The organism is Mesorhizobium sp. M0862 (assembly GCF_040319795.1).
Taxonomy (GTDB): Bacteria; Pseudomonadota; Alphaproteobacteria; order Rhizobiales; family Rhizobiaceae; genus Mesorhizobium.
This window is the reverse complement of sequence record NZ_JAMYOJ010000017.1, coordinates 52,182-71,809: the sequence shown is the minus strand read 5'-3', so window position 1 is coordinate 71,809 and position 19,628 is coordinate 52,182. Positions and strand designations below refer to the sequence as shown.

General features: G+C 63.4%; 18 protein-coding genes. 7 read left to right on the top strand and 11 right to left on the bottom strand.

Features of this window, described 5'->3' with window-relative positions:
• Positions 1-1,003: 1,003 nt before the first annotated feature.
• The 3 genes from smc to NKI15_RS23300 form a co-directional block, all read right to left on the bottom strand.
• Entirely contained in the window at positions 1,004-4,462 is a 3,459-nt protein-coding gene (smc, locus tag NKI15_RS23310; RefSeq protein ID WP_352887179.1) for a chromosome segregation protein SMC, read from the bottom strand.
• Between the two features lie 69 nt (positions 4,463-4,531).
• Entirely contained in the window at positions 4,532-5,260 is a 729-nt protein-coding gene (locus tag NKI15_RS23305) for a DsbA family protein (protein WP_023692056.1), read from the bottom strand.
• 167 nt (positions 5,261-5,427) lie between these two features.
• Positions 5,428-5,934 (bottom strand): DUF721 domain-containing protein, encoded by a 507-nt coding sequence (locus NKI15_RS23300; protein WP_023687168.1) that lies wholly within the window; start codon positions 5,932-5,934, stop codon positions 5,428-5,430.
• Between the two features lie 50 nt (positions 5,935-5,984).
• On the opposite strand from NKI15_RS23300, the gene mutY reads away from it, so the two are divergent.
• Together mutY and NKI15_RS23290 are read left to right on the top strand one after the other, a co-directional pair.
• The gene (mutY, locus tag NKI15_RS23295; RefSeq protein ID WP_023668390.1) at positions 5,985-7,106 is read left to right on the top strand and encodes an A/G-specific adenine glycosylase; all 1,122 of its coding nucleotides are present in this window, start codon (positions 5,985-5,987) and stop codon (positions 7,104-7,106) included.
• Between the two features lie 22 nt (positions 7,107-7,128).
• A complete protein-coding gene (locus NKI15_RS23290; RefSeq protein ID WP_023668391.1) occupies positions 7,129-7,740 on the top strand; it encodes an HAD family hydrolase in 612 nt (203 codons plus the stop codon).
• A gap of 220 nt (positions 7,741-7,960) precedes the next feature.
• Here the strand turns inward: NKI15_RS23290 and NKI15_RS23285 are convergent, their stop codons facing one another.
• Entirely contained in the window at positions 7,961-9,094 is a 1,134-nt protein-coding gene (locus tag NKI15_RS23285) for a site-specific DNA-methyltransferase (RefSeq protein WP_023668392.1), read from the bottom strand.
• Positions 9,095-9,282: 188 nt separating this feature from the next.
• Between NKI15_RS23285 and NKI15_RS23280 the strand changes: the two genes are divergently transcribed.
• Positions 9,283-9,969, top strand: a complete 687-nt coding sequence (locus NKI15_RS23280) for an HAD family hydrolase (protein WP_023706677.1) — start codon at positions 9,283-9,285, stop codon at positions 9,967-9,969.
• A gap of 5 nt (positions 9,970-9,974) precedes the next feature.
• Here the strand turns inward: NKI15_RS23280 and NKI15_RS23275 are convergent, their stop codons facing one another.
• The 7 genes from NKI15_RS23275 to NKI15_RS23245 all read right to left on the bottom strand — a co-directional run bounded on the left by NKI15_RS23275 (position 9,975) and on the right by NKI15_RS23245 (position 13,255).
• A complete protein-coding gene (locus NKI15_RS23275; RefSeq protein ID WP_023668394.1) occupies positions 9,975-10,406 on the bottom strand; it encodes a DUF1801 domain-containing protein in 432 nt (143 codons plus the stop codon).
• A gap of 13 nt (positions 10,407-10,419) precedes the next feature.
• Positions 10,420-10,878, bottom strand: a complete 459-nt coding sequence (locus NKI15_RS23270) for a DUF1801 domain-containing protein (protein WP_023668395.1) — start codon at positions 10,876-10,878, stop codon at positions 10,420-10,422.
• Positions 10,879-10,881: 3 nt separating this feature from the next.
• On the bottom strand, positions 10,882-11,103 hold the full coding sequence (locus NKI15_RS23265; protein ID WP_023668396.1) for a hypothetical protein: 222 nt from the start codon (positions 11,101-11,103) through the stop codon (positions 10,882-10,884).
• 25 nt (positions 11,104-11,128) lie between these two features.
• Positions 11,129-11,521: a VOC family protein gene (locus NKI15_RS23260; RefSeq protein WP_352514492.1), complete on the bottom strand. Its 393-nt coding sequence runs from the start codon at positions 11,519-11,521 to the stop codon at positions 11,129-11,131.
• 57 nt (positions 11,522-11,578) lie between these two features.
• Entirely contained in the window at positions 11,579-12,004 is a 426-nt protein-coding gene (locus NKI15_RS23255) for an SRPBCC family protein (RefSeq protein ID WP_023668398.1), read from the bottom strand.
• Positions 12,001-12,324 carry an ArsR/SmtB family transcription factor gene (locus NKI15_RS23250; protein WP_023668399.1) on the bottom strand — a complete coding sequence of 108 codons (324 nt, stop codon included), beginning with the start codon at positions 12,322-12,324 and terminating at the stop codon, positions 12,001-12,003. Before NKI15_RS23250 ends, NKI15_RS23255 begins: the two co-directional genes overlap by 4 nt.
• Positions 12,325-12,523: 199 nt before the next feature.
• Positions 12,524-13,255, bottom strand: coding sequence for a hypothetical protein (locus tag NKI15_RS23245; protein ID WP_023668400.1), 732 nt, complete (start codon positions 13,253-13,255; stop codon positions 12,524-12,526).
• A 126-nt stretch (positions 13,256-13,381) separates the two neighbouring features.
• Here NKI15_RS23245 and thrC point away from each other — a divergent pair, with 126 nt between their 5' ends.
• From thrC to NKI15_RS23225, 4 genes are read left to right on the top strand one after another with little or no spacing between them, the layout of a single operon-like run.
• The gene (gene thrC, locus NKI15_RS23240; protein WP_352514491.1) at positions 13,382-14,779 is read left to right on the top strand and encodes a threonine synthase; all 1,398 of its coding nucleotides are present in this window, start codon (positions 13,382-13,384) and stop codon (positions 14,777-14,779) included.
• A 14-nt stretch (positions 14,780-14,793) separates the two neighbouring features.
• Positions 14,794-16,086 carry a M16 family metallopeptidase gene (locus NKI15_RS23235; protein ID WP_023668402.1) on the top strand — a complete coding sequence of 431 codons (1,293 nt, stop codon included), beginning with the start codon at positions 14,794-14,796 and terminating at the stop codon, positions 16,084-16,086.
• A gap of 14 nt (positions 16,087-16,100) precedes the next feature.
• Positions 16,101-16,697: a GNAT family N-acetyltransferase gene (locus tag NKI15_RS23230; RefSeq protein WP_352514490.1), complete on the top strand. Its 597-nt coding sequence runs from the start codon at positions 16,101-16,103 to the stop codon at positions 16,695-16,697.
• Positions 16,698-16,700: 3 nt separating this feature from the next.
• Positions 16,701-19,589, top strand: a complete 2,889-nt coding sequence (locus tag NKI15_RS23225; RefSeq protein ID WP_023692066.1) for an EAL domain-containing protein — start codon at positions 16,701-16,703, stop codon at positions 19,587-19,589.
• Positions 19,590-19,628 lie beyond the last annotated feature (39 nt).

Genomic DNA, 19,628 nt, shown 5'->3' with positions numbered 1-19,628 from the left:
GCACGACCATTCCATGTCGTCGCGTTCGATCTCCTGATCTGTGACGGGAAACACTTGTCTTGCGAGGAAGACCGTCGGCACAATTTGTGAGATTTACGAGACCAATCAGGCCATCTTAGATCGCCTAAGTCGGGCCGTCTCAGATCCCGTAAGAAAGTGCAAGGTAAACCACCGGCGCCAAGATCAGCAGAACCGCGATTCCGATAACCACTGCGATTGCCAGGCGCTCTGTTCGCCTGACAAGCTCAGCGACCTTGTCGTCGTCAGCCGATGGTATGAGGTCAAGAACGGAAGAAACCTCCGCAGGACTGTCGTTGTCGTTTGCGGGTCGGGTTGCGCCGTCACGCACAGATCTCTGGACAAAGGTCACTGTTAGCCTCGCTATTGAAACGCACGCCGTTGGCGGTGTCACGACAATCGGGTGCCCGCTAACCTCTCAGGAATGGCGGGCACCCGATTGACCACCGATGAAGGGACTCATGCTCGGCAGCCCGGTTCCAATGTATCGGGAGGGCATAGGTTGCCCGCCTTCAGGCCTATGGCTCCGACGTCAGGACTTCAGTCATACCCTGTTCGGACCTTGGTCTGGCAATCGACGAAGCGATGGCCGCCATTTTGTTTCGACGCAGAAAATGCGGGAACATTAGTAGGCTCTTACGAGTTCACTCCCAGCAACTAGTTCGGGAGAGATACGGTGAACAACATAATCTGGCTCATCGGAGCAGTCGTTATCGTGATTGCGATACTGAGCTTCCTGGGCTTCCGATAAACGTGGCAGCTGAATTGCGGTCGGAGCCTATTGCCATCTGCGCCTTGTAGGCATCGCTTTCGCGTTGGCCGGGCGCTTTGCATGTGGGCTTTGGCGTTCGCTCTCAGGTGGCGCTTAAATTCCTTCTCTTCGAACCTTACAGAATGCGCGTCGCAAGCAGGTCGCAAGGGCGACGGTCCTATTGCAACAGTCGGATCGACGCCATCGCCGACGAAATCAACAAAGCATGCTGCGTCAGCTCGCCTCGCGCATCGCCTCGGCGGCCTGCAGATCGACCGAGACCAGTTGGCTGACGCCCTGCTCGGCCATGGTCACGCCGAACAGGCGGTTCATGCGCGCCATCGTGATCGGGTTGTGGGTGATGATGACGAAGCGCGTCTCGGTGGTCGCGGCCATTTCGTCCATAAGGTTGCAGAAGCGTTCGACATTGTGATCGTCGAGCGGCGCGTCGACTTCGTCGAGCACGCAGATCGGCGCCGGATTGGTCAGGAACACGGCAAAGATCAGCGACATCGCCGTCAGTGCCTGCTCGCCGCCGGACAGCAGCGTCATGGTCTGCGGCTTCTTGCCGGGCGGACGTGCCAGGATTTCGAGCCCGGCTTCGAGCGGGTCGTCGGATTCGATCAGCTGCAGTTCGGCCGTGCCGCCACCGAACAGATGCGAGAACAGCCGCTGGAAATGGCCGTTGACCACCTCGAAAGCGGCAAGCAGCCGTTCGCGGCCTTCGCGGTTCAGGCTCTGGATCGCTTGCCTGAGCTTGCGGATCGCCTCGATGATGTCCTCGCGCTCGGAGACGATGGTCTCCAGCCGGTCCGACAATTCCTTCTGCTCTTCCTCGGCGCGCAGATTGACGGCGCCGAGCCGCTCGCGCTCAACCTTCAGCCGGTCGAGCTGGCGCTCGATCTCGGCCATTTCCGGCATCGGGCTGTCGGCTTCCAGGCCAGTATGGCGAATGACCAGATGCGGCGGCGTGTTCAGCGTTTCCTGGATGCGCGCCTCGACCTCGAGCCGGCGCTCATCGGCGGCGGTCAATCGCTCTTCGGCGCGGACGCGGGTTTCGCGGGAATCGGCCAGCGACTGGATGGCCGCGGTGGCGGCCTTGTCCAGCTCGGCCTGCTTGTTCTCGGCCTCCTGCAAACGGTCGGCGGCCGCCTTGCGCAAGGTCTCGGCCTCGGTCAGCTGCGACAGCAGCGCGCGCCGCCTGGCGTCGATCTCGTCGGGGGCGTCGGCCAGCGTTTCGCGCTCGGCCTCGGCCTCGGCCCTGCGCTCGCCCAGCGAGGCAATCTGCGTCGAGGCGTTTTCGGCCCGCTGCAACCAGTTGCTGCGCTCGGCGCCGATGGCGTCGAGCCGGCGCGTGCGCGCCTCGGCTTCGCGGCGCAGGCCTTCATGGACGGCGCGCGCGTCGGCCAAGGTTGCGCGATCGCGGCTGACATTGGCGGCGGATTGTTCGAGCTGAAGTTGCAGGTCGCCGAGATCGGGGGCGTCCTGCAGCAGCATTTCGGCCTCGGCGAAGGCGGCGGCCGTCTCTTCATGGCTGTCGACGATGCGCGCGCGCGCCTCGTCGAGCGCGGCGCGGCGGCTTGCCAATTCGCCGCCGGCCTTTTCGGCCTCGGCCAAGGCGTTGCGGGCGGCGTCCAGGCCGTGCTGGGCATCGCGCCCGGCCTGGCGGGCATTGCGTTCGGCCTCACTCGCCTGGCGGAGTGCCTGTTCGGCCTGGGCAAGGGCGGCTTCGGCCTCGCGCACGATCTGCGTCGCCTGTACCGCCTCCGCATCGAGCTCGGCCAGCCGGTTCTTCTGCGCCAGCCTTTGCGCGGCCGCGGTCGGTGCATCGGCGCTGGCGGTCAGCCCGTCCCAGCGCCACAGCGCGCCGTCGCGGCTGACCAGCCGCTGGCCGGGAGCGAGCAGAGCCTGCAGCCGGCGGCCGTCAGAGGTGTCGACAATGCCGATCTGCGCCAACCGTCGGGCAAGCTGCGAAGGCGCGCGCACCACGCTGGCGAGGCTCTTGAGGCCTTCCGGCAAGGCCGCATCGCCTGATTGAACCTGGCTTTCGCCCCAGTGCACCGGCGCGCTGCGGTCGAGCGGCACGTCGAGATCCTCGCCAAGCGCAGCACCAAGGGCCGTCTCATAGCCGCGTTCGACGCTGAGTTGCTCCAGCACCGACGGGAAAAGATCGCCGCTGGCGGCATTGAGGATCTTGGCCAGCGTGCGGGCTTCGGTCTCGATGCCGGCGAGTTCGGCCCTGGCATCCTGCAGCGGCGGACGGGCGGCACTCTCGGTGGCGCGCGCCTCGGCGACCGCCTGTTCGGCAGCAATGGCGCCGGCCTCGGCTTCCTCCAACCGGGCGAGCGCGTCCTCGACCAAAGCGCGCTTCTCGGCGGGATCGGGCAGGCCGGCGACTTTCGAGACGATCTCCGATAGCTCGCGGTCGACATCGGCCAGCTGGCGGGCAAAGCGATCGCGGCGTTCGGCGGTGTCGCGCAGCGTGCGCTCGATCTGGTTGCGCGAGGCGGCGGCCTCTGCTCGTTCGGCGGTCAGCGCCGCGAGCTTTGCTTCGCTTGTTATAAGCGTTGCGCCGGCCTGCTCGAAAGCGGCCCGCGTCGTGGCTTCGCGCTCGGCGGCGCCGGCATTGTCTGAGTTGAGCGTGGCTTCTTCCTCGCGCAGGCGCTCAAGAATATCCGCATTGTCGCGGACCATGCGCTCCTCGCGGGCGATGTCGCCGTCGAGCTGCTGCAGCCGGCGCTCGAGTTCGGCCTGGCGGGCGCGGATGCGGCCTGCCTCCTCCTCGATCTGCGCCTTGGCGATCGACAGGCGCTGGAAGGCGGCAGCCGCGGCGGCCTCGGCATCGCGCAGATCGGGCAGCCGGTGGGCACCGATGCCTTGCTCACGGGCGGCAGCCATCTGGGCGGCGGCGCGGTCGCCGACCAGAGCTGTGGCAACCGCCAATGCCGACCGCGCATCGCCCTCCTGGGTTTTGGCCAAGGTCCAGCGCAGATGCAAGAGCGTGGCTTCCGCCTTGCGGATATCGGCCGACAGGTTCTTGAAGCGCGATGCCTGGCGCGCCTGGCGCTTCAGGCTTTCGATCTGGCTTTCCAGTTCGCCGACGACGTCGTCCAGCCGTTCCAGATTCTGTTCGGCCGCCTTCAGCCGAAGCTCGGCCTCGTGACGGCGCGTGTGCAGGCCGGAAATGCCGGCGGCTTCTTCGAGCAGCGCGCGGCGCGCCTGCGGCTTGGCCTGGATCAGTTCGCCGATGCGGCCCTGTCCGACCATGGATGGCGAGCGCGCGCCGGTCGACTGGTCGGCGAACAGAAGCTGCACGTCCTTGGCGCGGGCTTCCTTGCCGTTGATGCGGTAGAGCGAGCCGGCTTCGCGCTCGATTCGGCGCGACACTTGCAATTCATCGGCGTCGTTGAAGGCGGCGGGCGCGGTCCGGTCGCTATTGTCGAGGAACAGCGTGACTTCGGCGGTGTTGCGGGCCGGGCGCGTTCCCGAGCCGGAAAAGATCACGTCGTCCATGCCGGACGCGCGCATGTTCTTGTATGAGCTTTCGCCCATCACCCAGCGCATCGCCTCGACAAGGTTCGACTTGCCGCAGCCATTCGGCCCGACAATGCCGGTCAGGCCGCGTTCGATGACGAACTCGCCGGGTTCGACGAAGGACTTGAAGCCGAGGAGGCGAAGGCGCGAAAACTTCATTCGCGCCTGCCTGGAAGGCACAAAGGTGCGCTGACGCCAAAGCGCAGTCGCTCCGGCGCCGCCTGGACGTCAGAGCAGAGGGTCGATGATGGCCGATATTTCCTCAATCGACATCGCACCTTTGTAGGTTTTCCCGTTGATGAAGAAGGTCGGTGTCGAGTCGACCTTGAATTCATCGGCGCCGCGCTTCTGGACCGATCTCACATCGTCCAGAAGTTTCTGGTCCGTCAAGCAGGCCTCGAAGGACTCCTGTGTAAAACCGGCGAGCTTGGAGATCTGCAGCAGCGCATCCTTGGTATTGTTGACGCCGACCCAGTTGGCCTGCTGCTTGAACAGCACGTCGACCATCGGGAAATAATTGTCCTTCGAACAGCGCGCCAGCATGAAACCGGCCTCGGCGCTCGGATCGAACGGGAATTCGCGCAGGATGTAACGCGCCTTGCCGGTGTCGATGTATTTGGTCTTCAACTCAGGGAAGGTGGTCGCCGCGAAATGCGCACAATGCGGGCAGGTCATCGAAGCATATTCGACGATGGTGACCTTGGCGTCATCCTTGCCGAGCTGCTTGTCGGGCAAAGCGCCGGGCTTCAGCAGTTCGGCCATGTCGACATTGCCGGAAGACTCCGGGACCTTGACGGCGGCCGGAGTGGCAGGCGTCGAAGCAGGCGCGGGAGCCGCAGGCTTCACATCCGCTGCTTTGGCGTCCTCGCCTGAATCGCTGCATGCGGCGAGCATAGCCACTGCCGGAATGACGGCCAGCGAAGACAGGAGGTTTCTGCGGGACAAGCTACGGTTCATGCGAATCACCTGACTGTGGTTTGATTTTGCAACGCAAAGGCTAGAAAAGGCGAGAGTTGGCGGGAATTAAGGCATCGCCGTCCCCATTCCAATCGCCAAACTCTACATGCAGGATCACGAATGCGCGAGATAGATGACGCGTTCATGACCGACTGATTACCGGTTGATTACCTTGGCCGCTTCCTTTGGCCAAGAATTGTGGCGCCAAGACGCTCCAGCGAGGCGCGCAAGCCTTCATCCTCGATCTTGCCGACGGTATCGGACAATTTGGCCTTTTCGACAGAAGTCAGTGCTCTCGGCGTCGGTTTCGGCCGGGCTTTGTCCCTCAGCACCGGCTTTTGCACGATCCGGATCCTGCCGATCGCGTTGAAGCCGAGAAAGGCATTGACGCGGTTGATGATCTCGCCGGTCTCGTGCTGTAGGTGCAGCGCGGCCATGCCCTCGCAGGCGATGACCAGCACCGCCGGCTCGAACGGATCGTCCTCATGCATGCGGCGCGGCCACTGGATTTTTTCGGGGCGCGAATGGCCGGCGAGCCTGGGGCCGGCGATCTCTTCCCATGACTGCACCAGCCCGATCGAAATGCCGGCCCGCTTGCGCAGCACGGGGTCGAGGATCGCGGTCGCGAGATCGCTCACCGGAACGGGATTGCCGTAAGGCGTTCTCCCTGCCATGTACGTTCTCCAGCCACGCTCCTCACCAGCCTAGAGCCAGCCCGCGATCAATGGCACTGCACGAACAGACCCGCAAGGCCGCATCCGGACCAACTCTATCGGGAGAGATCGCCGCGCGTCTGCTTGCCTGGTACGACGCGCACCATCGCGAACTGCCGTGGCGGATCACGCCGCACGCCGCGGCCGGCGGTGCACGGCCGGACCCCTATCGCATCTGGCTTTCGGAAGTGATGCTGCAGCAGACCACGGTCGAAGCGGTAAAATCCTATTTTCGCGCCTTTGTCGAGAAATGGCCTGATGTGAAGGCGCTGGCGGCTGCGCCGGCCGAGGATGTGATGAAGGCCTGGGCCGGGCTCGGCTATTATTCACGGGCGCGCAACCTCAAGGCCTGCGCCGATCTGGTTGCGAGCCAGGGCGGCCGTTTTCCCGACAACGAAACGGGATTGAGGGAATTGCCGGGGATCGGCGCCTATACGGCGGCGGCGATCGCGGCGATCGCCTTCGACCGTCCGGCGGCGGTCGTCGACGGCAATGTCGAACGTGTCATCTCGCGGCTCTATTCGATCGCAACGCGGCTCAGCGAGGCAAAGCCTGAAATCCGCGCGCTCGTCGCAAGACTGGTTCCGCAGACAAGGCCGGGCGACTTCGCCCAGGCAATGATGGACCTTGGCGCCACGATCTGCACGCCAAGACGGCCGCGCTGCATGCTGTGCCCGGTGCGCGAGGATTGCAGCGCCATCCTGTCCGGCGACCCCGAGCGCTTTCCGGTCCGCCTGCCCAAGGTCGACAAACCACTCAGGCGGGGTGCCGCCTTCGTCGCCGAGCGCGGCGACGGCGCCATCCTGTTGCGCAAGCGGCCTGACAAGGGCCTGCTCGGCGGCATGACCGAGGTGCCGACCACAGGTTGGACAGCGCGGATCGACGGTGCAACCACTTCGGAGGCAGCGCCCTTCCCTGCCGACTGGCGGCGCGCTGGAGAGATCGCGCATGTCTTCACCCATTTCGCGCTCGAGCTCGAAGTTTTTCACGCTCAAGTGAAAAGTGATGCGCCGGAAGGGCATTTCTGGTCGCTGGCCCATGACATTTCCGGAGAAGCGCTGCCGACCGTCATGAAAAAGGTCATCGAAGCAGCGATACCGGGCGCAACCAAAAAACACCGCCCAATTGACTAGCATTCGCTTTGAAAGGCCAGAAATGACTGAAATCCGCCATATCGTGTTCGACATCGGCCGCGTCTTGCTCCACTACGATCCGAACATTCCGTTCAGCCGCCTCATTCCCGATGCCGAAGAGCGCAAGTGGTTCTTCGACAATGTCTGCACGCATGACTGGAACATCGAGCAGGATCGTGGCCGGACGTGGGAAGAGGCGGAAGCGCTGCTGATCGCGGATTACCCGGATCATGCTGAAAACATTCGCAATTTCCGGCGCTATTGGAACGACATGGTGCCGCATGCCTATGAGGACAGCGTCGCCATCATGCTCGGCCTGATCGAGAGCGGCCGCGACGTGACCATGCTGACGAACTTCGCCGCCGACACGCTTGCCGAGGCAAGACTGCGCTTCGATTTCCTTAGCCGCCCGCGCGGCGTGACCGTGTCGGCCGATATCCGTGAGATCAAGCCCGACCGCGCCATCTACGACCATCACGTGGTCGCGTTCGGCCTGGAGCCCTCCGCCACGCTGTTCATCGACGACAGCCCCAGGAATGTCGACGGAGCCAGGGCGGCTGGCTGGAATGCTGTGCTGTTCACAGATGCAAAAACGCTCAAGGCGGACCTAGAGCGGTATGGCATCGCGACCTGAGCTACGCAGAGGGGTCGAAGGTAGCGCTTTATGGCGCCCCCCTCTGCCCTGCCGGGCATCTCCCCCACGAGGGGGGAGATTGGCAGCCTCGCCGACGGCTCTTTCTTACAACGTTGAAGGTTGGCGAAAACAATGAAGCGCGCGATCTCCCCCCTCGTGGGGGAGATGGCCGGCAGGCCAGAGGGGGGCGCCGTAGGGCGCCGACCTTTATGTGGTAGCGTCAGGCCCCTGCCCGTTCCATGCCGAGCCTGGCGATGCGGCGCAGTTCGTCGATCGGGGTCAGGCCGCCCGAGCGCTCATAGTGCCAGAAGGTCCAGCCATTGCAGGCGTCCAGGCCCTGCACTTCGGCGCCGATCTTGTGGATCGAGCCGGCGCTGTCACCGATGGCAACCGTGCCGTCGGCGCGTACCTTGGCCGACCAGCGCTTCTTGGCATCGTAAAGCGTGGCGCCGGGCTGCATAAGCCCGGTATCGATGAGGCTGACAAAGGCGACGCGCGGCTCGGCGCGCTTGCCGGTGAGCACGGTGAGATCGGCGGTTTCCAGCGGCCGCACGGCATCGATGCGCTCATTGGCGGCGTCGATATAGGCCTGCTCGCGCTCGATGCCGACGAAATGGCGGCCAAGCCGCTTGGCCACGGCGCCGGTTGTGCCGGATCCGAAGAACGGGTCGAGCACGATGTCGCCCGGCTTGGTCGAGGCCATCATGATGCGGGCGAGCAGCGCTTCCGGCTTCTGCGTCGGATGCAGCTTGTCGCCATTGTCGTTCTTCAGCCGCTCGCCGCCAGTGCAGATCGGGAACAGCCAGTCGGAGCGCATCTGGATGTCGTCGTTCGATGCCTTCATGGCTTCGTAGTTGAAGGTATAGCCCTTGCCCTTCTGGTCGCGCGAGGCCCAGATCATGGTCTCATGCGCGTTCTGGAAGCGGCGACCGCGGAAATTAGGCATTGGGTTGGTCTTGCGCCAGACGACATCGTTGAGGATCCAGAAGCCGAGATCCTGCATCTTGGCGCCGACGCGGAAGATGTTGTGGTAGGAGCCGATGACCCAGATGGTGCCATTCGGCTTCAGCACGCGGCGTGCCGCCAGGAGCCAGGCGCGGGTGAAGGCGTCATAGGCCTCGAAACTCTCGAACTGGTCCCAGTCATCGTCGACGGCGTCGACCTTGGACTGGTCGGGCCGGTGCAAATCGCCGTCGAGTTGCAGATTGTAAGGCGGATCGGCGAAGATGACGTCGATGGATTTTTCCGGCAGCCGGTCGAGCGCGGCGACACAATCGCCCTTGAGGATCGTGTCCAGCCACTCGGATTGCTGGGGGGCGTGGGAGAGGTCGGCGAGAAGACGCACGGCAGACATTTTTACACCCAAGGCACGCGTTACTGTTTACTCCCCATTATGGTTACCGATCAGCGTAAATATTCGGTGAAGGACGCAACGGTCCAGGCAGCCCTGACGTCGTCAATTTGCGCAGCCCGGCCCGTTGGTGTATGTCGCGCCGCTTGAGCCTTGCCGGGCCTCCATCACCCTCCCTCGTTCGGATTGCCATGCCCCAGCCAGATCTTGTCATCTTCGATTGCGACGGCGTGCTCGTCGATTCCGAAATCATCGCAGCCCGCGTCGAGGCCGAATTGCTGACCTTGGCCGGATATGAAATCTCGGCTGAGGAATACGCCGAAACCTATGCCGGACTGACCTTCAAGGACATCATGATGCGGGTCGAGCAAAAATCCGCCATCCCGTTCCAGGCCTCGATGATCGACCGGGCCGAAGAGCTCGTCGACCGCAAACTGCGCAGCGACGTGCGCGCCATCGACGGCGTGCGCGAGGCGGTCGCCGCGGTCACCGCGCCGCGCTGCGTCTGCTCGAACTCACGCTTGGAGCGGATCGAGTTCATGCTCGAGAAAGTGGGCCTGCTGCCGTTCTTCGCCGGCCGGATTTTTTCAGCGCTGGAAATACCAAGCAAGAAAACCAAGCCCGCGCCGGATGTGTTCCTGATCGCGGCGCAGCAACTCAACGCCAATCCGGCAAACACCTTCGTCATCGAGGATTCGGTGCACGGCGTCACCGGCGCCAGGGCCGCTGGCATGCGCGTGATCGGCTTCACCGGCGCCGCGCACAGCTATCCCGGCCATGCCGATGTGCTGACCGAAGCCGGCGCCGAAACCGTCATCCGCCGCTGGGCCGAACTGAAAAGTGTGGTTGCCGCTCTGTCGGAATGGTCGGACGCCTGAACCGATCAGTCCTTGGCTTTGGCCGACTTGGCCGGTTTCTTCTTTGCCCTGTTGTAGGCAATCGCGGCACGGACGAGCGCTTTCAGCGCATCCGCATCGATCTCGTCGCCCTCCGCCACATCGATGGCGCGCCACACCTTGCCGTTGAGCCCGTTGTTGAACAGCCTGTCGGGATCCGGCAGGCTGGCGCCGTGAGAAAAGGTCAGCTTCACCTTGTCCTTGTGAGCGTTGCCGACGGCGATCATGCCGTCGCGTGACCATACCGGGCTGCCCATCCACTTCCACTCCTCGATGATTTCCGGGTCGGCGTCGAGGATGGTCTTGCGCAGGCTGGCCAACGTCTTGCCCCGCCAATCGTCCAGCTCCCGGATTCGGGCATCTATCCGCTCGGAGGCAGAGGCGCCTCCCTCGTCCTTGCTCGACATGCTGACCTTCATGGTCTGCCTCCGTTCACATCTTCTCGCCGGGCAATCGGCTGGCCTGGCTCACCCAGGAGGCGAAGCGGGCTTCGTCGATCTCTTCGCCTTCATGGATGTCGAGATAGCGCACTTCCTTTTGCCTGGAACCGCCGGGAGGCACAGGATCGAGCGACGTGCCGCGAAAGAAGGCGACTTTGACGTATCTGGTGAAGCAATGCAGGCTGAGGAACCAACCCTCGCCCTCGATGCCATAGAACGGTGAGTTCCACTTCACCGCCTTGCAGACGCTGGGGACGGCGCTGACGATAAGTGCGTCGATCCAGCGCCCGACATCGCTTTTCCAGCCCGGCATGGCAGCAATATAGGCCTGCACCGGAGCGTCCCCATAGGCCTTCGGGATCTGCGGGTTGCCGCCCGAAAGCAGGACCGGCTTTTCCGGCTTGTCTGGGGCCGGTTTTGCGACCTTCGATTTTCCCGGCGCCTTGGCCATGTCCTACCCTTGCGCGCCCTGCTCGCCACGCGATCTCGCGACGTAAGGCAGCACGAACATGTAGAGGCCGCTGAACAGCAGCAGGAATAGCGGCAGCAGCGGCGAATAGACCACCCAGGCCGGAGGTTGCCCGAACGCCATGGTGATGAAATTGGCTGCCACGGTCAGCGTAAAGATGATCGACAGCCAACGATGGGTTTGACGTATCCATTTGCTCAAATTCATTGCAACCTCCTCTTGAAACCAGCGCCTACCAACGCGCCAGCTGGGTGATCTGGATCAGATTGCCGCAGCTGTCGTTGAGCTGGGCGATGGTCGAGCCGGTCACTTCTGTCGGCGCCATGGCGAACGCACCGCCGCGTCCCTTGATGCGCTCGTAATCACCCTTGACCTCGTCGGTGAACAGCATGAGCGCGGGCTGCCCCTGCTTGAAGATGGCCTGCTGGTAGGCCTTGGCGGCCGGGTTGTCGTTGAGCGCCAGCTGTAGCTCGGCTCCCTCGGGCTCATCGGGTGAGATGACGGTCAGCCAACGAAAAGGCCCATTGCTGAAGTCGGCCTTCACGGCAAAGCCCAGCACGTCGGTGTAGAAGCGCAGTGCGTTGTCCTGGTTGTCCACATAGACGCTGGTCAGCTTGATCTTCATCGATTTACTCCTTTTTGCATTCGGTGCCCCGCGATCAGGGCATGGTACCGGCAGGCTTCAATCCGGCTTCGCCAGGACCTGCTCCAGCTTGGTGAGGAATTGCTGCCACCCGGCCCTGGCGCCGCCATAGGCCTGCTTCTGGCTCGGATGGAAGCCCGACTGCTCGACGCGCAGATGGGTTCCCGAGCTCGTGGGTGTGAGCGTGAACGTCACCACGCTCGTCAGATTGTAGGCGGCATCCTCATGCGCAAAATCCCAGCTGTAGGACAGCGTCCTGTTTTGCTCGATGGCCAGCACCTCGCAGTCGAGCACGCCGCCCCAGTCGCCGCGAAGATTGAAGCTGTGGCCGACGACAGGCTTGAAATCGTTCTTCATGAGCCATTCCTCAATCAGATGCGGCTGCGTCAACGCGCGCCAGATCTTCTCCGCCGGCCAGGATATTTCACGTTCGACGACGACGGTGCGCAGCTCGGGATTGCTCACTGGTCCATCCTTTTCAGCAGGCTCTCGAGATCATCGAAGCGGCTCTCCCAGAATCCAGTCATTTGAACTGTCCAGTCGGTCAGCGGGCCAAGTGCCGCGGGCTGGGCGCTGTAGTGGGTCTGGCGTCCGGCGTGGCGGTCACGCACCAGGCCGGCCAGCTTCAGGACGCCGAGATGCTTCGACACCGCCGGTTGCGAGACCCCGGACTGCGCCGTCAGCGCCCCCACGGTCTGCTCACCTTGGCGGCACAAGCGCTCGAAGATGGCCCGCCGGGTCGGGTCGGCAAGCGTTCTGAACAAAGTATCGTGGGCGTCCGGCATCGGGATCAATAACCTGCGAGCTATTGATTGACGTATAACCGCCGGGATATGGATGAGTCAAGTGCGCTGGCGGAATGGATCGAGATTAAAGCGCAGACGCGACCTGCCGCAGGCGCACGCCTGCAGGATTACGATCGGATCGTTTGGATCTTTCAAAGAGTTGACCGGCACCGTCGCAGCAGCGACGGTGCCCAGGCGCTTAGTTCGTCGCGGGAGCGCGCTTCTTTTTCTTGCCGGACTTCTTGTCCGCCGCCGCCGGCGCGGTGTCGTCATAGCCGGCATAGACAGTGTAATCCCGGGCGGAGGGTTCGGGCACGACGACGTTGGGATCGGTGAACACGAACTGGGTGGCGGTCGAGGGATCGCTGACCTGGATCTGATAGGGGTGAATTTGCGAATAAAGCACGTCGGGGCCGTGCATGACGGCAATGCGGATCGGCATGGTGATGGTGCCGGGGGCGAACAGCGGTCCCGGCACGATCTTGCCGGCAACGCCAACCTTCATCGTCAACTGGCCGTTGGCACGGCTGCAATCGCGGCTCACATCGCTGATCGAGGCCTGGTAGATGATCTTGGCCGGATCCTTGTTCGGATCGACGATGGAGCCGTCAGGCGCCGTCTGCGCGGCGGCAGCGGCCTCGGCATCCTGTGCCGCATCAGCCTTTTTCTTTCTCGGCTGCGGCGCGCCCTTGGCGTAGGTATTGAAGTAGGCGGTGCCATCGCGCACCGTCACTTTCGGGCAGTAGGCCTGCAACTGGCTGGCGAGAACCTTGGGATCCTGCGGCGGTATTGGCGCATTCGGGTCGGTCTTCTTGCCGAAACCGAGATTGAGGATGCCATTGTCGCTCGATTGGCAACCGGCGGCGGCAAGCATAAAGCCGGTGAGCGCCAGACCCGCGACAAAGCGACGGTTGAACTTGTGAAACGCCATGAAACTGCACTTCCCTCTCGCAAAGTTGGTGACGTATAGCAACGCCACGGCAAAAATGCGACTGAGCCGGCTCGGAAAATTAACCAATTGCCGTGGATGAACCGGCGGCAGCAATGGACCTTGACGATGCGCTATGTGAGTACCCGCGGGGATGCACCCGTGCTTGGATTTGCCGACGCGGTGCTGGCGGGGCTGGCCCGCGACGGCGGGCTTTATGTGCCGCAGACATGGCCGCAGTTTTCGGCAGCCGAGATCCGCGCCATGCGCGGCCTGCCCTATGCGGACCTCGCCATCCGCGTGCTGACGCCGTTCCTCGGCGGCGAGATCGCCGCACCCGTCTTCGAGCGCCTGGTGCGAGAAGCCTATGCCACCTTCCGCCACCGGGCCGTCTGCCCGCTGGTGCAGACCGGCGCCAACACGTTCATCCTTGAACTCTTCCACGGTCCGACGCTGGCCTTCAAGGACGTTGCCATGCAGCTGCTTGCCCGGCTGATGGACCATGTACTGACTGAGCGCGGCCAGCGCGCAACCATCGTCGGCGCGACCTCGGGTGACACCGGCGGCGCCGCCATCGATGCCTTCGCCGGCCGCGACCGAACTGACATTTTCGTGATGTTTCCGCATGGCCGCGTCTCGCCGGTGCAGCAGCGGCAGATGACGACATCGACGGCCACCAACGTCCAGGCGCTGGCCATCGAAGGCAATTTCGACGATTGCCAGGGCCTGCTGAAGGATATGTTCAACGATCATGGTTTTCGTGATCGCGTGTCGCTGTCGGGCGTCAATTCGATCAACTGGGCCCGCATCATGGCCCAGATCGTCTATTATTTTTCCTCGGCGCTTTCGCTCGGCGCGCCGGACAGGCCGGTCTCCTTTACCGTGCCGACCGGCAATTTCGGCGATATTTTCGCCGGTTACGCCGCCAAGAAGATGGGCCTGCCGATCGAGCGGCTGATCGTCGCCACCAACGACAACGACATATTGGCGCGCACTTTCGCGACCGGTGAATACCGCACCAAGGGTGTGTTTGCGACGACGTCGCCATCGATGGACATCCAGGTATCGTCGAACTTCGAGCGACTGCTGTTCGAGGCCTGCGACCGTAACGCAGAGACGGTGCGGCGTTACATGGCCGGCCTCAAGCAATCCGGCGCCTTCACCATCGAAACCGCAGAAATCGACCGGATGCGGTCCGAATTCGACGCCGGACGCGCTGATATGGACGAGGTTGCCGCCACCATCCGTTCAACGCTCGAATCCAGCAATTATCTGCTCGATCCGCACACGGCCGCGGCCGTGCATGTCGCCGCCGGCAAGGCTGACGGTGCAGTGCCGATGGTGGTGCTGGGCACGGCGCACCCGGCCAAGTTCCCGGCCGCGGTCGAAGCCGCCTGCGGCGTGTCGCCGGCCCTGCCCGCATGGCTGGGGTCCTTGATGTCAGCCGACGAAAAGTACACGGTACTTCCATCCGACCTGAAAATGGTGGAAGATTACGTGAGCCGCCACTCAAGGGCAGCGCGTTAGGGAGTACTTGCCATATGGGTGTTGAGGTAAGCCGTCTGTCGAACGGCCTGACAGTCGCCACCGAAACCCTTCCAAGCCTCGAATCCGTTGCCCTTGGCGCCTGGGTCAAGTCCGGCGCCCGCAATGAGCGTGACGACGAGCACGGAATGGCCCATCTGCTCGAGCATATGGCCTTCAAGGGTACGAAAAGGCGGACGGCCTTCGAGATCGCCTCGGAAATCGAGGATGTCGGCGGCGAGATCAATGCCGCCACATCAGTCGAGACGACGTCCTATTACGCCAGGGTGCTGTCCGACGATGTGCCGCTGGCGGTGGATATCCTTGCCGATATCCTGCAGGAGTCCGAATTCGACCCAGAGGAACTGGAGCGCGAGCAGCATGTGATCCTGCAGGAGATCGGCGCCGCGCACGACACACCCGACGACATCGTCTTCGACCGTTTCACCGAGACCGCCTTCCGCCACCAGACGATCGGCCGCTCGATCCTCGGCACGCCGGAAACCGTCAAATCCTTCACCTCCAAACAGCTGCATGATTTCATCGAGCGCCAATATGGCGCCGAGAAGATGGTGATCGTCGCGGCCGGCGACATCAAGCATGACAATTTCGTGCGCGAGGTCGAAAAACAGCTCGGCGGTTTCCGCAGCAAGTCCGACAGCACGATGCCCCAATATGCGCAGTATGTCGGCGGCGATTTCCGCGAGGATCGCGACCTGATGGACGCGCAGATCGTGCTCGGCTTCGAAGGCCGAGCCTATCATGTGCGCGATTTCTACGCTTCGCAGGTGCTGTCGATGATCCTCGGCGGCGGCATGTCGTCCCGGCTGTTCCAGGAGGTCCGCGAAAAGCGTGGCCTGTGCTATTCGGTCTATGCCTTCCACTGGGGTTTTTCCGATACCGGCATCTTCGGCGTTCATGCCGCGACCGGGCAGAGCGACATTGCCGAACTGGTGCCGGTCATCATCGACGAGCTGCAGAAGGCCGGCGAGAATATCCTTCAGGAAGAACTCGACCGCGCCCGCGCGCAATACCGCGCCGGCCTGATCATGTCGGCTGAAAGCCCGGCCAGCCGCGCCTCGCAGATCGCCAGGCAGCTGCTTCTGTTCGGCCGGCCGATCGCCAAGGAGGAGTTGATGGAACGGCTGTCGGCGCTGACCGTCGAGCGGCTGACCGACCTTTCGTCCCGGCTGTTTTCGACCAAGCCGACGCTGACTGCGGTTGGACCGGTGGGTACGCTCGCGCCCTATGAGGCGATTCTCGATTCGCTTGCGGGCACGCACACCACGGCCCGCAAGCTCGCCGTCTAAGCCTTCAAGCGCCGGTGTTCGCGCTCCCTTTCTTTCGCCGTGACCTGCCGGCACTGAAAGGCGACCGGGTCATGCTGCGCGTGCCCTACACCAACGACTATCGCGAATGGTCTGCGGTGCGCGGCGAAAGCCGTGCCTTCCTCGAACCGTGGGAGCCGCGCTGGACGCCCGATGAACTCGACCGCACCGCCTGGCGGCTGCGCATCGGCCGCTACCGCGAAGACTATGCGCAGGGAACCGCCATCGCCTTCTTCATCTTCGAGAAGGCGAGCGGCAAGCTTGCCGGCGGCATTACGCTCGGCAATATCCGCCACGGCGTCTCGCAAAGCGGCCATGTCGGCTACTGGATCGGGGAGCAGTTCGGCGGCCGCGGCCTGATGACCGACGCGGTCAAGGTGGTCTGCCGCTTCGCCTTCGATACGCTGAGGTTGCACCGGATCGAAGCTGCCTGTATTCCCGACAATGTCCGGTCGATCCGCGTGCTTGAAAAAGCCGGATTCCGGCGCGAAGGACTTCTGCGATCCTACCTCAGGATCAACGGCATCTGGCAGGACCACTACCTCTACGCCCGGATCGCGGACGATCCGCCGGGCGCTGGAACGAAGGACTGATTTTTGACGAATTTCCTGCGAAACGGGTCGCTGTTGGCCTTTTTTCTGGCGGCCGTCGTCACGCTTTGCGCGGCGCTCCCGGCCTTCGCCGTCGAACCGATCAAGATTGCCCGCGACGATGTCGCGCTCGACCTGTCGCGCGCCGTCCAGATCTACGTCAATCAGGGCGAAAACTTCCAGGTGTCGACCGCGCCCGGTCCCGACGGCATCGTGCGGCGCATCGAGGTCGAGGCCAATGACGCGCGCTCGAGCGGCGACTGGGCGGTGTTCGCGCTCGCCAACACCACCGACCAGCAGCTCGACCGGCTGATCGTGGCGCCGCATTTCCGGCTGGTGAATTCCGGCATCTTCTGGCCCGATCTCGGCGCCACCCGCATCGCCGCGATCACCCCCAGCGAGGGCTTCGCGCTCGACCGCCAGTCAAGCTCCGACGCCGACGTGTTCCGGGTGACGCTGAACCCGGGAACGGTGATCACCTTCATCGCCGAACTCGCCTCGCCGAAGCTGCCGCAGGTCTATCTATGGGAGCCGGAAGCCTACAAGGACTCGGTCAATTCCTATACGCTGTTCCGTGGCATCGTCATCGGCATCGCCGGGTTGCTGGCGCTCTTCCTGACCATCCTTTTCGTCGTCAAGGGAACCTCGATGTTTCCGGCGACAGCCGCACTTGCGTGGGCGGTACTTGCCTATATCTGCGTCGATTTCGGCTTTCTGAACAAGATCATAGAGATATCGCCCGGCAACGAGCAGATGTGGCGGGCGGGAACGGAGGTGGCGCTTGCGGCGACCTTCGTGGTGTTCCTGTTCGCCTATCTCAACCTCAACCGGTGGCACGGGCATTTCAGCTATGGCGCGCTGGTCTGGATTCTCGGCCTGGTGCTGATCGCGGGTGTGGCCATCATCGATCCGGCCGTCGCCGCCGGTATTGCCCGGCTGTCCTTTGCCGCCACCGCGCTGACCGGGCTCGGCCTCATCATCCTGCTCGGTCTTCGTGGTTACGACCGTGCGATCATGCTGGTGCCCAGTTGGGTGATGGTGCTGCTATGGCTGTGCGGGTCGTGGATGGCGATCACCGGCATGCTCGACAACGACATCGCCCAGCCGGCATTGGGCGGCGGGCTGATCCTGATCATCCTTTTGATCGGCTTCACCGTCATGCAGCATGCCTTTGCCGGCGGCGCGCTGCATCAGGGCCTGTTCTCCGATCTCGAGCGCCAGGCGCTGGCCGTCGCCGGCTCCGGCGACACGGTGTGGGACTGGGACGTGCTGCGCGACCGCGTCGTCACCAAGCCCGACGTCAGCATCCAGCTTGGCCTGGCGCCCAACAGCCTGGGGGGTGCGGCCCGCAACTGGCTGCCGGTGCTGCATGCCGACGACCGCGACACGTTCCGCACCACCCTCGACGTGGTGCTCGAACATCGGCGCGGCCGGGTCTCGCAGAATTTCCGCCTGCGCGGCGCCGACGGGCACTACCACTGGTTCTTGCTTCGGGCGCGGCCGGTGATCGGCTCGGATGGCGAAGTGATTCGCTGCGTCGGCACCATGGTCGACGTTACCGAGCAGAAAAAGTCCGAGGAAAGGCTGCTGCACGATGCCGTTCACGACAATCTGACCGGCCTGCCCAACCGCGAACTTCTGATGAACCGGCTGGAAGCCATCATCTCGATCGCGCGCACCGAAGAGAAGGTGCGCCCCACCGTCTTCGTCATCGACATCGACCGTTTCAAGCAGGTCAATGACGGGCTTGGCATCTCGGCCGGCGACACCATCCTGCTCACCATTGCGCGCCGCTTGCACCGGCTGTTGAAACCTAAGGATTCGCTGTCGCGCTTTGCCGGTGACCAGTTCGCCCTGATGCTGCTCTCCGAACAGGAACCCTCCCGCATCGCGGCGGTGGCAGACGCCATCAAGCACGCCATCAACAACCCGATCACCTTCGCCAAGCGCGAGATCGTGCTGACTGCCTCGATCGGCCTGATCACCTGGACCTCGGCGCAGACTTCGGCAGAAGACATGGTCAAGGACGCCGAGCTTGCCATGCACCAGGCCAAGCGCTTCGGCGGCGACAGGATCGAGCCGTTCCGGCCGGCCTTCCGCACCGTCGGCACCGACCGGCTGCAATTCGAATCCGATCTGCGCCGCGCCATCGAGCGGCGCGAATTCACCCTTGCCTACCAGCCGATCGTGCGGCTGGAGGACGGCAGCATTGCCGGCTTCGAAGCGCTGCTGCGTTGGGACCATCCGCGCCGCGGCATGATCCCGCCCGGCGATTTCATTCCGGTCGCCGAAAGCTGTGGCCTGATCGTGCAGCTTGGTCTGTTTGCCATGCAGCAGGCGGCCGAGGACCTCGCCGGCTGGCAAAAGCAGATCGGCGACACGCCGCTGTCGGTGTCGGTCAATCTGTCCAGCCGCCAGCTGATCCGCCGCGACCTGGTCAGCGATGTCCGCTCGGTCATCGCGCGCGCCAATCTGAAGCCGCGCTGCTTCCGGCTCGAACTTACCGAATCGCTGGTCATGGACAATCCAGAGCAGACCTCGCATGTGCTGACCAAGCTCAAGCAGCTCGGCATCGGCCTGTCGCTGGACGATTTCGGCACCGGCTATTCCTCGCTCGCCTATCTGACCCGCTTCCCCTTCGACACCATCAAGATCGACAAGAGCTTCGTCGACGATGCGACGCCGAAGCGGGCGGTGCTGCTCAAATCCATGGTCAACATGGCGCATGAACTCGGCCTGTCGGTGGTGGCCGAGGGCATTTCCGACGAAAGCGATGCGCTGGAACTGCGCCAGATGGGCTGCGAGTATGTGCAAAGCTTCATGTTCGGCGCCCCCATGCCCGGCGACCAGGTGCTGAAGGCGTTGAAGGAGCAGTACCCGATGACGCAGGCGTGATGGGTGAGGCATGCGTCGTGCAGGCGCGTGGTTACATTG

Bases quoted from the DNA above. Each gene is read 5' to 3' on its own strand.
- thrC (WP_352514491.1), top strand. From the start codon at position 13,382: ATGCGCTATGTGAGTACCCGCGGGGATGCACCCGTGCTTGGATTTGCC.
- NKI15_RS23245 (WP_023668400.1), bottom strand. From the start codon at position 13,255: ATGGCGTTTCACAAGTTCAACCGTCGCTTTGTCGCGGGTCTGGCGCTC.
- NKI15_RS23280 (WP_023706677.1), top strand. From the start codon at position 9,283: ATGCCCCAGCCAGATCTTGTCATCTTCGATTGCGACGGCGTGCTCGTC.
- NKI15_RS23305 (WP_023692056.1), bottom strand. From the start codon at position 5,260: ATGAACCGTAGCTTGTCCCGCAGAAACCTCCTGTCTTCGCTGGCCGTC.
- mutY (WP_023668390.1), top strand. From the start codon at position 5,985: ATGGCACTGCACGAACAGACCCGCAAGGCCGCATCCGGACCAACTCTA.
- NKI15_RS23285 (WP_023668392.1), bottom strand. From the start codon at position 9,094: ATGTCTGCCGTGCGTCTTCTCGCCGACCTCTCCCACGCCCCCCAGCAA.
- NKI15_RS23265 (WP_023668396.1), bottom strand. From the start codon at position 11,103: ATGAATTTGAGCAAATGGATACGTCAAACCCATCGTTGGCTGTCGATC.
- NKI15_RS23270 (WP_023668395.1), bottom strand. From the start codon at position 10,878: ATGGCCAAGGCGCCGGGAAAATCGAAGGTCGCAAAACCGGCCCCAGAC.
- smc (WP_352887179.1), bottom strand. From the start codon at position 4,462: ATGAAGTTTTCGCGCCTTCGCCTCCTCGGCTTCAAGTCCTTCGTCGAA.
- NKI15_RS23260 (WP_352514492.1), bottom strand. From the start codon at position 11,521: ATGAAGATCAAGCTGACCAGCGTCTATGTGGACAACCAGGACAACGCA.
- NKI15_RS23300 (WP_023687168.1), bottom strand. From the start codon at position 5,934: ATGGCAGGGAGAACGCCTTACGGCAATCCCGTTCCGGTGAGCGATCTC.
- NKI15_RS23290 (WP_023668391.1), top strand. From the start codon at position 7,129: ATGACTGAAATCCGCCATATCGTGTTCGACATCGGCCGCGTCTTGCTC.
- NKI15_RS23275 (WP_023668394.1), bottom strand. From the start codon at position 10,406: ATGAAGGTCAGCATGTCGAGCAAGGACGAGGGAGGCGCCTCTGCCTCC.
- NKI15_RS23235 (WP_023668402.1), top strand. From the start codon at position 14,794: ATGGGTGTTGAGGTAAGCCGTCTGTCGAACGGCCTGACAGTCGCCACC.
- NKI15_RS23250 (WP_023668399.1), bottom strand. From the start codon at position 12,324: ATGCCGGACGCCCACGATACTTTGTTCAGAACGCTTGCCGACCCGACC.